This window comes from bacterium, assembly GCA_035945995.1.
Taxonomy (GTDB): domain Bacteria; phylum Sysuimicrobiota; class Sysuimicrobiia; order Sysuimicrobiales; family Segetimicrobiaceae; genus DASSJF01.
Window position 1 is genome coordinate 14,339 of sequence record DASYZR010000088.1, and the last position, 12,189, is coordinate 26,527.

The window sequence follows — 12,189 nt, forward strand, 5'->3', positions numbered from 1 at the left end:
CTACAACTTGGCGGGCGCGACCGACGCGACCGGGTAGTCCTCGTCGTGGAGCACGGCCTTGAGCCGCTCGAGGTCGACCGCCGCCTCGTCGTAGGCGACCCGCACTTCCTTCGCCGGAATGTTCACGTCGACGTCGCGGACGCCGGCCGTCCGGCCGAGCGCCTGCCTGATCGTCCGCTCACAGTGTTCGCAGGAGATATCGGGAACGCGCAGCACGACCGTGGTCATACGATCCCTCCCTGGGCGACGAGCATCGACTCCGCCTAGCGGTGCACCAGCACGAGCGCGGCGGCGCCTACGAGCACGGCAAGGAGCGCGATCCCGCCCAAGTACGCATGTTCGCCGGCGACCGCGCGCAGCGGCGGGTGCAGCACCTCCTCGACGTTGTCCGGACGCCGGAACCCGCGCAGCCGCAGGGCGTTCGTGACCACGCTCACGCTGCTCATCGCCATCGCCGCGGCGGCCAGCACGGGGCTCAAGAGCACGTGAAAGAACGGGTACAAGGCGCCCATCGCGACGGGGATCAGCACGACGTTGTAGGCGAACGCCCAGAACAGCCCTTCCTTGATCACGCCCACCGTCTTGCGCGATAGCGCGATCGCGGCGACGATGTTCCGCAGGTCGCCGCCGACGAGCGTGACGTCCGACGCGGCCATGGCGACGTCGGTGCCGGTCCCGATGGCGATGCCGAGATCGGCCTGTGCCAGCGCGGGGGCGTCGTTGATGCCGTCGCCTACCATGGCGACCACCTGCCCGGCGGCCTGGAGCGTCTTGACCTGCTCGGCCTTCTGCCGGGGCGCGACCTCGGCCAGGACGCGGTCCGGAGGGATGCCGGCGTCCGCGGCCAGCGCCTCGGCCGCCAGCCGGTGGTCGCCGGTCAGCATCCACACGTCGAGCCCCAGCGCGCGGAGCTGGGCCACGGCGTCCCGGGCGTCCGGCCGGATGCGATCCGCCACGGCGATGAGGCCGGCGCCGCGGCCGTCGAGCGCTACGAACATCGGCGTCGCGCCCGCGCGGGCCATCGCCCCCGCGCGCTCCGCCAGACCGTCCAACGCCGCTCCGAGCTCTTCCATGAGCGCGCGGTTGCCGAGCGCGAGCCGGCGGCCGTCCACGACCGCCGTGATCCCTTTGCCCGCGACCGAACGGAACTGCTCGGCGGGCGGCAGCTCAAGGCCGAGCGCCCGCGCCCGCGCCAGAATCGCCTCGCCCAGGGGATGCTCCGATCCACGCTCCGCCGCCGCGGCGTACCGGAGGAGATCCCCTTCCCCGACGTCGCCGGCCGTCAGCACGTGCACCACCTCGGGCCGGCCGAGCGTCAGGGTCCCGGTCTTGTCGAGCACGATGCCCGTCACCCGCCGGGCCTGCTCCAGGGCTTCGCCGCCGCGGATGAGAATGCCGAGTCCCGCCGCCTTTCCCGTGCCGACCATAATGGCCGTCGGCGTCGCGAGGCCGAGGGCGCACGGACAGGCGATGATCAGGACCGCGATCGCGGCCGTGAGCGCGTGGATGAAGCGCGGTTCCGGCCCGAGCAGCAGCCACCCCGCGAATGTCAGGAGGGTCACGACCAGCACCGCGGGGACAAAGACCGCGGCGATGGCGTCGGCGAGACGCTGGACCGGCGCCTTGGATGCCTGGGCCTCCTCGACGAGCCGGACGATCTGCGCGAGCGTCGTATCCCGGCCGACTTTCATGGCGCGGAAGACGAGTGACCCGCTCCGGTTGAGCGTCGCGCCGATCACCGTGGCCCCCGGCGCCTTGCCCACCGGCAGGCTCTCCCCGGTCAGCATGCTCTCGTCGACGGCCGCTTCGCCTTCGAGCACGATCCCGTCGACCGGAACCTTTTCGCCCGGGCGGACCCGGACGTGATCGCCGACCTGCACCGACTCGACCGGGATGTCGCGTTCCGCGCCGTCGCGGATCACGCGCGCGGTCCTCGGCTGGAGCGCCGCGAGCGCCCGAATGGCCGCGCTCATCTGCCGCATCGCCCGCCGTTCCAGCCACCGGCCGAGCAGGATCAAGGCGATGATGATGACCGCGGAGTCGTAATAGAGGTGGAACGGAGCCCCCCACCGCCGGGCCAGCGAGGGCCAGAGCGTGATGAAGGCGCTGTAGCCGTAGGCCGCGCCGGTGCCGACCGCGACCAGGGTGTCCATGGTCGCGCCGCCGTGGCGGCCGGCGGCCCACGCGGCCGAATAGAACACGCCCCCGGCCCAGAACTGGACGACCGACGCCGCGATGAGCAGCACCGGCGCCCAGAGGGTCGGGTCGAGCCGCAGCGGCAGGTACATCAGCGCCATCATCGCGGCGCCGAGCACCAGGCTGGTCACCCACTTGCGGCGCAAATCGTCGAGCCCGCGGTCCAGGGCGGGCTCCCCCCCTTCGGGGGGCGCGCCTTCCACGGGCGCCCCTCCGGGGGCCGGGGCCACGCCGTACCCGGCCCGCTCCACCGCGGCCCGCAGCGCGTCCACCGTGGCCACGCCGGGGTCAAAGGCGACGCGGGCCTTGGCCGCGGCGAGATTGACCGTCGCGGCGCCCACGCCGTCGACTTTGAGCAAGGACTTCTCGACCCGCCGCACGCACGACGCGCAGGTCATTCCTTCGATCGGCAGGTCAACGGTGGTCGTCGCCATGGGCGCCGGTGCCGTTAGGCGGTCCCTCCCCCGCCGTTCGGCCGGGCGTAATGGCGGCCGTGCTCGAAGACGTCGAGCAGCTCCGCGATCGCCCGCTCGCGCTGCCGCGTGTTGTCCGACCGGATCGCGTCCGTGACGCAGTGGCTGAGGTGGCGTTCCAGGAGCAGCGCCGTGGCCTTGTCCACCGCGCTCTGCACCGCCCCGATCTGCTTGATGACGTCGATGCAGTACCGGTCCTCGTCGACCATCCGTACGATCGCGCGCCAGTGGCCCTCGATGCTCTGCAGCCGCGCCAGGATCCGCACCTTCGCCCGCGGGTCGACGCCCGCAACCGTTCGGGCCATTGCCGCACCACCTCTCCCCTCCCCCCAGGGGGGGGAGGTGTCGTCAGCGTACCACCGCCGCGCCGCCCGGTCAACGCGACCGGGTTTGCGGCCGTCCCGCGCGGACTTGTGTTAGGATGTGAGGTACTTCGGGTGACGTTCGGGGGGAGAACCGGATGCCGTTTGCTCAGGTGGCGCTCGCCGCCGCTATGATGCTTGCCTGGGGCCTGCCGCTCACCGCGTTGACGCTGCGCGTTCTTCGGGTCACCGACGAGGTGCAGCACCTCATCGCGGGCTCATTCCTCGCCTTCGGCTACGGCCTGCTTGCCGTGCCGCTCCTGCACTGGCTCGTGTTTTAGGCGCACTTCTAGGCGGCCGGCTACGCGGGCTGTGCCGCGGCGAACATCCCCGGCGCCGCCGCGACGTGTCGCACGGAGTACTCTGAGCCCCACCCGTTCGGGACGCGGCCCTCGTCCGCCGGATCCAGCCACATCATGCCGTCCACCGAAAAGCAATATACGGCACGGCCGGGAGTCAGGTACACCGTCACCGCCCAATCGCCGTCACCCGCCCGCCGCATGCGATGGACGGCCGCGTTCCAGCCGTTGAACGACCCGACGACGGACACCGTTCGTGCCGTGGGCATCAGCCGCGCGGGAAAGCGAAACGTCACAGGCACCACCGTTGCCATGATGCACCGTCCGGGAGTTGGGGGATTGTCATTAACCAATTTTCCCCTGCGCCGCGCGAACCTAACGTGGTTTGGCAAAATTCTTGATTAGTCCCTCCGGCCCGGCTAAATACACGACGTCGGCGACGCCGACAAAGAGCCCGTGCTCCACGATACCGGGCACCCCGTCGAGCTCGGTCGCCAGCGCGGCGGGATCGTCGATGGGACCGCACACCAGTTCGACGACCACGTTGCCGTTGTCGGTCACCACGGGTCGGCCGTCGCTGAGACGCGGCCGGGCTTCGGCACCCGGCACGCGCGCCGCCGCGGTGCGGAGGATCCACGGAACGGCAAACGGCAGCACTTCCAGCGGGACGGGCCCGTGGAGCCGGGTGACGGCCTTGGTGTGGTCCGCCACGATGACGGACCGGCGGGCGGCCGTGGCCACGATCTTCTCGCGGGCGTGCGCGCCGCCGCCCCCTTTGATGATCGCCAGGGACGGATCGACCTGGTCGGCGCCGTCGAGGACGACGTCCGGCGTGGCGTCGAGCGTGACCAGCGGAACGCCGCACTCACGGGCCAGCGCCGCGGTGCGCTCCGAGGTCGGCACGCCCTCGATCCGCCAGCCGTCCTCGCGCACCCGGCGGCCAAGTTCGCGGACGGCGTAGGCGGCCGTTGAGCCCGTCCCGAGGCCCACCACCATCCCGTCGCGGACCTCCGCCGCCACCGCCGCCACGGCCGCCTCCCGCTTGTACTGCTCCAGCGGACCGCGCGGCCCGGCCGGCCTCACAATTTGTAGCCGAACCGCCGGAGCAGGTCCCGTCGCGCGCGCACGTCGTCGGGGCCCTCGACGCCGACCGGCGGCTGGCCGTCGATGACCCCGAGCACGCCGCGTCCCTGCTCCGTTTCCGCGACGAGGACTTCCAGGGGGTTTGCCGTGGCACAGAAGACGCGGCAGACCTCGGGCACCTGCCGGATGGCGCCGAGCACGTTGATGGGAAAGGCGCCGTCCAGGAAGAGGACAAACACGTGTCCGCACCCGAGCGCGCGGGCGTTCCGGACGGCGAGATCGACGAGCCCGGGATCGGTGCCGCTCGTCCTGACGAGCCGGGGGCCGCTCGCCTCGCAGAACGCCAGGCCGAATCGGATGTTGGGGACCGCGCCGACGAGGGCCTCGTGAAGGTCATCCGCCGTCTTGATGAAGTGCGCCTGGCCGAGAATCACGTTGAGCGCGTTCGGATTCTCGACCGCCACCACGTGCGTGTCCATCGATCTCCGCCTCCGCTTCGCCGCGTCGACCGGCTCCTGTTTCACCCGTCCGGCGGCCCATTCCTGGTCGCGGCCGGCCCGCAGCCGGGGCGGCCGGTGACGGCGTCGAAGGCTACCGGTACCCGTACGATGGGAGGATGGCGCGCGATGAATGCCACGATGCACTGGGCGGGCGGCATGCGCTTTGACGGCACGGCGGAATCCGGCGGGAAGGTCGCCCTCGATGCCCGGCCGGAGCACGGCGGCACCGGTCAGGGGCCGTCCCCGATGGAAACGCTTCTGCTTGCGCTGGCCGGCTGCACCGGGATGGACGTCGTGTCGATCCTGGGCAAGATGCGCGCGCCGCTTGCCGGCCTCGAGATCCATGTGTCCGGCGACCGCGCCGAGGCCCACCCGCGGGTGTTCACGCGGATCCGTCTCGAGTACGTGCTGTCGGGCGCCGGCCTCGAGACCGACCAGGTCCGGAGGGCCGTCGATCTCAGTCAGGAGAAATACTGCTCCGTCTCCGCGATGCTGCGTCAAAGCGCCGAGTTGACCTACAGCTGGCGCATCGCCACGGGCACGTAAGGGCGCGACCCATCCCCGCCGGGACCGCGGTCCTCGGCGTCCGCGTCACCGTGGAAACGACCACTGCGCCGGCGCGCGGCCCCACACCGACACATCGACCGCGTCCGGGCCGGCGGCGATCGCCGCGTAGCATCCGGCGGGCTCGCCGCCGGTGTACGCGGCGTCGGTGAGCGATCCCACGGTCACGTAGGGAATCGCGCCGATCTGCGCCGCGCGCGCCCAGTGCAGATGACCGGCAAACACGGCCCGCACGGCCGGCGCGTGCTCGAGGACCGCCCGTACCTCGGCGCGGTTCCGCACGGCGGCGAGGTCGGGGCGCTCGGCGAAGTACCGATGCCCCGCCACCGCCGGCTCGTCGAGCGGATGATGCCCGAAGACCAGGCACGGCGTCTCGTGCGCCGCGAGCGCGGCGCGCAGCCAGTCGAGCTGCGTCGCGGCGATCGCCCCGCCCACGCCTTCGACCGGAGGGTCGACCGTGTCGAGGAGGATGAGGCGCACCGGACCGAGGTCGACGGCCCGCGCGGCCCAGCCCGTGCCGATCGCGGCGAGCGTCTCGTGTTTCGCGAGACGCTGCACGTCGGTATTGCCGAGGACATGGTACACCGGCGCGCCGGCCTCCTCGAGACGCCGCCGGACATAGCGCTCTCGAACACCGTCCTGGCCGGCCGCGACGCTGTTGATCCGGTCGCCCAGATCCACGACGCAGGCCGGCCGGAGCTCCCGCATCGCCCCCACGAATCGGTCGAGCAGCGCCGGAGTCCGGCTGCCCGGCAGAACGTCCCGGTCCGGACCGCAGTGAATGTCCGCGACGACGCCGATCCGAACGCGGCGCGGAGCCGCGTTAGACCTGCGCGCTGAAGATGATGACGGCCCGCAGCGCGAGCACGCCGACGAGCGCCAGGACGGCGGCGAGCACCGCGGCGGCGGGGGGCCGGGCCGGCTCCCTGCGGGCCAGCGCCATCAACGGCGGCACGAGCCCGATCGCGACGATAAGCCACAGGAACAGCCACGGCCCGCGCACGAGCAGCGGCAGCGTGCCGGCCGCCGCGAGCGTGGCGAAGAGGAGGAGAATCCACACCACCTCGATCAGCGCAAAGTATCCGTCCGCCAGCCGCAGGCGCGCGCCGGTGCCGCCGTCGCGCCGCGCGACGGCCGCGAGCAGCGCCGCGGCGCCGCTCAGGCCGGACGCGAGGAACAGGCCGCCGAGGGTCCAGGTATCGCTCCACAGCGGTTGATTGGACACGCTCAACAGCACGCCGGTGTACGATGCGACGAACAGCGCCGGCAGCGCCCCGAGCAGATTGAACAGGCGGGTCCCCATCCCCACGGGCGCGGACCCCGCGGCGCCGCGCCGTGCCAGCGCCTCGAGAAACGACACCGCCGCGAACATCCCGTAGACGAAGAGCGCCCAACTGCCGACGGACATCGGGCTCCAGTCACGGAAGATGGGGCCACCCTGTCCCGGCGTCGTGGCGACCAGCATGTGCCAGAACCGCAGCGGCTGTCCGAGATCGAGCGTGAGGAGCACCGGACACGCGAGCAGGATCGGAAAGGCCCAGAGAAAGGCGATCCGCGCGGTCGCTTCGTCGCCCCGGCCCCCCCACAGCCGGAGCATCGTCCCGATCGCATACAGGCCGCCGCTCACCCCGGCGAGGAAGAAATACGAGAGGATGTACCACGTCCACTCCGGAGGGCGGACGAAGTGCTCAACCATCACCCGTTCCCCCCCTGTGCGCCTCCTTGGGCGCGGCCCAATTCCGTCATGCGCCGGTCGCGGAACGCCACGACCGCGGCGACGGCGCCGAGGAGCGCCGTCGCGAGCATGCCGAGATAGCCGCCCTGGTTGTTCCGGCGCGGCAGCACGGCGTTCTGGGCGTTCGGCAGGCCGTACGTTTCCGGCCTGTCCATCAGGAGAAAGAAGGCGTTGAGGCCGCCGTAGACCTGATCGTCGCGTCCGTAGAGCTGCGCCTGCGCGTAGCCCTGGTCGTGCAGCGCCGCCAGACGCGCGTCGGCGCGCTTCTGCATCTCGGCGAGCGGGCCGAACTGGATCGATTGCGTCGGACACGCCTGGGCGCACGCCGGGGTCATGCCGTTCTGCAGGCGGTCGTAGCAAAACGTACACTTGTGCACGGTACCGGTCTCGGCGCTGAACCCGATGACGCCGAACGGGCAGGCGGAGATGCAGTAGCGGCATCCGTTGCACACATCCTGCTGGATGAACACCGTGTCGAACTCGGTGCGGACGATCGCGCCGGTCGGGCAGACTTCCATGCAGCTCGCGTGCTTGCAGTGCTTGCAGACGTCGGACAGCATCAGCCAGGCGTGCCCGTTGCCGCTTTGGACCGGCTCGTCGCCCATCCGCTCGATGAACTGGACGTGGCGCCAGTTCTGGTCGTTGAGCGCCCCGGTGTTGTCGTAACTGTCCATGAACGCCGGTTTGTCGCCGGGGAGCCGGTTCCACTCCTTGCAGGCGACCTCACAGGCCTTGCAGCCGATGCAGACGCTCGAGTCGGTGAAGAAGCCGACGGCCTCAGGCATGGCTCACGCCCCCATCAGATTCGGCACGATTTTGGTGAAGCCGCGATCGACGGCATGGAGATCGAGCGGAATCGCGGCCAGCTCGTCGACCACCGGGACGGCGCGGGGATCGCGCCCCAGGTCGATTGAGAGCAGGTACCGCGAACACGCGGTGCACGCATCGATGCGCACGTGCGGGAAGCGGGGCGACGTCCCGCGTAAGCGGGACCGCGGCGTCTCCGCGGGCGGCGCCTCGATCCGTCCGCGGAGCCCGCGGACGGTGCTGCCGGACAGGCTGCGCTCCTCGACGCCCACTTCGGCGAGGACGGTCAGTTTCGACGGGTCCTGCTCCCCGCACGAGGCGCACATGAGTCGCGGGTACGCCCAACCGGCCGCGCACCGCGAGCAGACCAGCACACGAGGACCGGCCACGAGCGCCTCCGCCGGCACCGCGACGTAACTGAGCTGGGGAAGGCCGCCGCAGGTTGGGCAGCGCCGGTCGCCGGACGGCTCCTCGGCGACCCCTGCCCGCTCCCTGCCGGCGTGGCGGCCGCCGCAGGCATCTCCGGCCCGCGCTCCGAGGGCTTCGAGCACCGGCCCGGCGGACGCGCGGGCGAGATACCGCTCGACGGCGCTGTGGTCCTCCCCATCGAGCCACCGGCGGATCATCTCGCCGCGGGCCGGCGCGGGCATCCCGGCGAACTGTCCGCGGACAAGATTCGCGAGCGTCCCCGGTCCGGCCGCGGCCGTGACCTCGAGGACGCGGGGCAGCACGCGCTCCGCCGCATAAGCGGCCGCGTCGGCGCCGTCGGGTGCGTCCCGCCTGGCGGCGGACCAGGCCGGTTCCTGCACGTCGAGAAGCGCCCGATAAAGGGCGAGCGGTTCACGCGCAAACGGATATCGCTCCCGCAGGGCCTCGGCGCGCTCGCGCCGGGCGCCCCACGGTGCGGCCAGAACGGCGGACTGAGTCTGCTCGCGCTGTTCGGTCATCCGAGGCGCTCCAGGTTAACCAGGAACGCCTTGTACTCCGGCGTTCGCGCCGTGGCGTCGCCGACAAACGGCGTCAGCACGTTGGCCAGCCAGTGCTGGGACTTCTCCGGATGGAGCTCCGCGGAAATCCCCACGAAGCTCCAGTGAATCGGAATGCCGATCTGCCACACCCGTTTGCCGGCCACGTCGAGGGGTCCCAAGCGCTTCGTGACCAAGGCGCGGGCTTCGACCTTGCCGCGCTTCGACGAGACGCGGACCATGTCGCCGTTCCTGATGTCCTTTTCCTTTGCCAGACCGTCCGGGATCTCGACGAACGCTTCCGGCTGCAACTGGACGAGGTGCTCCACGTGCTGGGTGACGTAATGCTCGTGCTCGGTCAGCCGATACGTCGTTCCGATGTACGGGAACTCCTCCGGGGTCCCGAAGCGGCTGGGCCGCCCCGCGGCCTTATCGTACAGGAACGCCGCCGGGTTTTCGGATTGGTCGGGGTGCAGCGGGTTCTTGACCGGCGACTCTATTGGCTCGTAGTGCTCGGGAAACGGCCCGTCGAGGGGCGTGTTGCTGAACAGCCGTCCGGTGCCCTCGCCGGTCATGATGAACGGCAGCCACGCCTTCGGATCCTTCGGATTCATCGCCGGCGGGTAGTCCGGGACGTCGCCGACCCATTTCTGACCGCTCCATTGAATGCCCGGACGCGCCGGGTCCCAGGGCTGGCCCTCGAGGTCGGCCGACGCCCGATTGTAGAGCACCCGCCGGTTGACCGGCCAGCTCCAAGCCCAGTTGGGGTAGAATCCCATGCCGGTCGGGTCGTTCTTCGCGGGGTCGTGAATGCCCGCGCGCCGCTTCATGAGGTTGCCGCTCTCGGGGTAACTGCCGGTGTAGATCCAGTCGCCGGCGGCCGTCGTGCCGTCGTCCTTGAGCGCGGCGAACGTGGCGAGGCGCTTGCCGGTCGCAAGATCCTTCCCGTTGATCTCCTGCGCGATCTCGTCCAGTTCCGGCTTGACCGGATCCCTGTAGTCCATGGTCAGGCGCATGATGGGATCGGGGAACCTGCCGCCTTCCTTCTGGTAGAGCGTCTTCACGCGGTTGAAGAGGTCTGCCATGATCCAGTGATCGTGCCGGGCGAGTCCCTGCGGTGGAATGACCTGGTCTTTCCATTGAGCCCAGCGGCCGCTGTTCGTGAACGACCCGTCCTTCTCGATCCAGTGGGTCGCCGGGACCATGAAGACTTCGGTCTGGATGTGGCTCGATTCCAGTCCGGGCGCGTGCCAGAACTCCGAGCTCGTCGTCGGCAGCGCGTCCATCACCACCAGCCACTTGAGCTTGGACAGCGCTTCCAGCACCTGGTTGGAGTCGGGCCCGATGCTCGTCGCGGTCATCCCGCTGAGAATGACGCCCTCCATCTTGCCCCGCAGCGCCTGATCGTAGATGGAGATCCACGACGAGTTCCCCGCGGGCTTCGGGATGTAGTCGAACGCGAACTCGTTGTCCTTGGTCGCGGCGTCGCCGTACCACCCTTTGAGCAGGCTGATCATGAACTTCTTGTAGTTTGTCCCGAAGTAGTTCCAGGAGTTGGGGTCCGATTTCTTCGGCGCCTTCTCCTTCACGTAGTCCGCCAGGTTCTTCTCGCCCGGTGAGGGAATCGCGAGGTAGCCCGGCAGGATGTCCCACGAGATCGCGTGGTCGGTGTTGCCCTGGATGTTCGCGTGGCCGCGCTCCGCGTTCATGCCGCCGCCCGGCCGGCCGATGTTGCCGAGGAGCAGCTGCAGCACCGCGCCGGAGCGGATCAACTGCACGCCGGTGGTGTGATGGGTGAGGCCGACCGCGTAGACGATCGTCATCACCTTGTCGGGACGGCCCATCTCCCCGACGACCGCGGCGACCTTCAGGAATTCGTCCTTCGGAATGCCCGTGATCGACGAGACCATCTCCGGCGTGTAGCGAGCGTAGTGCGTCTTGAGCAATTGAAAGACCGAGCGCGGATGCGCAAGCGTCATGTCTCGCTTGGCGAATCCCTGCGCGTCGGTCTCGTACGCCCACGTGGCGGTGTCGTAGGTGCGCTTATCCGGGTCGTAGCCGGAGAAGAGGCCGTCCGTGAAACCGTAGCCTTCCTTGACGAGCCACGACGCGTTCGTGTAGTGCGCCACGTACTCGGCGTGGTGGAGGTTGTGCTGCAGCGCGTAGTTGATCAGCCCGCCGAAGTACGCGACGTCGGTGCCGGTCCGGATGCGGAGGTAGGTGTCCGCCACCGCCGAGGTCCGGGTGAACCTCGGATCGGCGTGGATGATCTTGGCTCCGCCGCCCTTGCCCGGACCGCGCTTCGGATCGAGCTTGGCGCGCATGAACCACTGGAAGCCCACGGGGTGGGCCTCCGCGGGGTTCGCGCCGTTGATCAGAATCAGGTCGGCGTTCTTGATGTCCCTCCAATGGTTTGTCATTGCTCCTCTTCCGAACGTGGCGGCCAGACTGACCACCGTAGGCCCGTGTCAGACACGGGCCTGCTGTTCCAAGTACACCGCCCCGAGCCCGCGCATCAGCTTGGTCGCGAAGTACCCCTCCTCGCTGCTGAACGCGGCCCCGCCGGCGAAGGCGATCCCATCGCAGCGGTTGACGGTGTTGCCCTTCGCGTCCTGTGTGACGAACGTCCGGTCGCGGGAATCCTTCATGAGCCGCGCGATCCGGTCGAGCATGAAGTCCCACCCGACCGGCTCCCAAGCCTTCGCGCCCGGCGGGCGGTGCAGCGGTTGCTCGACCCGCCGGCTGGAGGTCGCCAGCGACATCGCGGTGGCGCCCTTCGGGCAGAGCCGGCCTTCGGTGATCGGGCTGTCGGGGTCGCCCTCGATTTGGAGGATCTCGACGCTGCCGTCGGCATGCTTGCGGGTAAAGGCGATGAGCGAGCAGCCGACCGCGCAGTAGGGACAGACCGAATGCGACTCCGTCGCCCCGGCGATGTGGAGCTGTTGTTGGACCTGCGTGGCCTCGGCGAGATCAAATCCCAGCGCCGAGACCGCCGCCGTGCCCGCGCCGGCGGCCGTCAACTTGAAGAACCCACGACGGGTGACCGTGCTCATCGCGCGCCCCCTTATGGGATTAACTCTGATGCAACTCGCGGTAAGGCTCGTCGGGATGACTGAGAGCGGGGATCAACGGCCTGGAGACCGGTTCCGTACGAGTCGCCGTAGGAACGCTCCCTTCGAAGCCGCTGCTGATAATGCATCCTTAA

Annotated in this window: 13 protein-coding genes; 2 read left to right on the forward strand and 11 right to left on the reverse strand. The window is 69.9% G+C overall.

Features of this window, described 5'->3' with window-relative positions; all coding sequences use genetic code 11:
* Genes VGZ23_09240 through VGZ23_09250 form a run of 3 tightly spaced genes read right to left on the reverse strand, consistent with a single transcriptional unit; the run spans position 1 to position 2,974 of the window.
* Positions 1 to 228, reverse strand: a complete 228-nt coding sequence (locus VGZ23_09240) for a heavy-metal-associated domain-containing protein (GenBank protein HEV2357776.1) — start codon at positions 226 to 228, stop codon at positions 1 to 3.
* 35 nt (positions 229 to 263) lie between these two features.
* Entirely contained in the window at positions 264 to 2,630 is a 2,367-nt protein-coding gene (locus tag VGZ23_09245; GenBank protein ID HEV2357777.1) for a heavy metal translocating P-type ATPase, read from the reverse strand.
* Positions 2,631 to 2,644: 14 nt separating this feature from the next.
* The gene (locus VGZ23_09250) at positions 2,645 to 2,974 is read right to left on the reverse strand and encodes a metal-sensitive transcriptional regulator (protein ID HEV2357778.1); all 330 of its coding nucleotides are present in this window, start codon (positions 2,972 to 2,974) and stop codon (positions 2,645 to 2,647) included.
* 155 nt (positions 2,975 to 3,129) lie between these two features.
* On the opposite strand from VGZ23_09250, the gene VGZ23_09255 reads away from it, so the two are divergent.
* Entirely contained in the window at positions 3,130 to 3,312 is a 183-nt protein-coding gene (locus VGZ23_09255; GenBank protein HEV2357779.1) for a hypothetical protein, read from the forward strand.
* A gap of 20 nt (positions 3,313 to 3,332) precedes the next feature.
* On the opposite strand, the gene VGZ23_09260 is transcribed toward VGZ23_09255, so the two are convergent.
* The 3 genes from VGZ23_09260 to VGZ23_09270 form a co-directional block, all read right to left on the reverse strand.
* Positions 3,333 to 3,644, reverse strand: coding sequence for an isoamylase early set domain-containing protein (locus VGZ23_09260; protein HEV2357780.1), 312 nt, complete (start codon positions 3,642 to 3,644; stop codon positions 3,333 to 3,335).
* Between the two features lie 61 nt (positions 3,645 to 3,705).
* A complete protein-coding gene (gene rpiA, locus VGZ23_09265) occupies positions 3,706 to 4,413 on the reverse strand; it encodes a ribose-5-phosphate isomerase RpiA (protein HEV2357781.1) in 708 nt (235 codons plus the stop codon).
* A complete protein-coding gene (locus VGZ23_09270; GenBank protein HEV2357782.1) occupies positions 4,410 to 4,892 on the reverse strand; it encodes an adenosine-specific kinase in 483 nt (160 codons plus the stop codon). Before VGZ23_09270 ends, rpiA begins: the two co-directional genes overlap by 4 nt.
* 147 nt (positions 4,893 to 5,039) lie before the next feature.
* On the opposite strand from VGZ23_09270, the gene VGZ23_09275 reads away from it, so the two are divergent.
* A complete protein-coding gene (locus VGZ23_09275) occupies positions 5,040 to 5,459 on the forward strand; it encodes an OsmC family protein (GenBank protein HEV2357783.1) in 420 nt (139 codons plus the stop codon).
* 45 nt (positions 5,460 to 5,504) lie between these two features.
* Here the strand turns inward: VGZ23_09275 and VGZ23_09280 are convergent, their stop codons facing one another.
* Genes VGZ23_09280 through fdnG form a run of 5 tightly spaced genes read right to left on the reverse strand, consistent with a single transcriptional unit; the run spans position 5,505 to position 12,037 of the window.
* Complete coding sequence (locus tag VGZ23_09280) at positions 5,505 to 6,278, reverse strand: metallophosphoesterase (protein ID HEV2357784.1); 774 nt, start codon at positions 6,276 to 6,278, stop codon at positions 5,505 to 5,507.
* Positions 6,279 to 6,300: 22 nt separating this feature from the next.
* The gene (gene nrfD / locus VGZ23_09285) at positions 6,301 to 7,173 is read right to left on the reverse strand and encodes an NrfD/PsrC family molybdoenzyme membrane anchor subunit (protein ID HEV2357785.1); all 873 of its coding nucleotides are present in this window, start codon (positions 7,171 to 7,173) and stop codon (positions 6,301 to 6,303) included.
* Positions 7,173 to 7,997, reverse strand: a complete 825-nt coding sequence (locus tag VGZ23_09290; GenBank protein HEV2357786.1) for a 4Fe-4S dicluster domain-containing protein — start codon at positions 7,995 to 7,997, stop codon at positions 7,173 to 7,175. Before VGZ23_09290 ends, nrfD begins: the two co-directional genes overlap by 1 nt.
* Before the next feature lie 3 nt (positions 7,998 to 8,000).
* Positions 8,001 to 8,966 (reverse strand): formate dehydrogenase accessory protein FdhE, encoded by a 966-nt coding sequence (fdhE, locus tag VGZ23_09295; protein HEV2357787.1) that lies wholly within the window; start codon positions 8,964 to 8,966, stop codon positions 8,001 to 8,003.
* On the reverse strand, positions 8,963 to 12,037 hold the full coding sequence (fdnG, locus tag VGZ23_09300; GenBank protein ID HEV2357788.1) for a formate dehydrogenase-N subunit alpha: 3,075 nt from the start codon (positions 12,035 to 12,037) through the stop codon (positions 8,963 to 8,965). Before fdnG ends, fdhE begins: the two co-directional genes overlap by 4 nt.
* Positions 12,038 to 12,189: the final 152 nt, after the last annotated feature.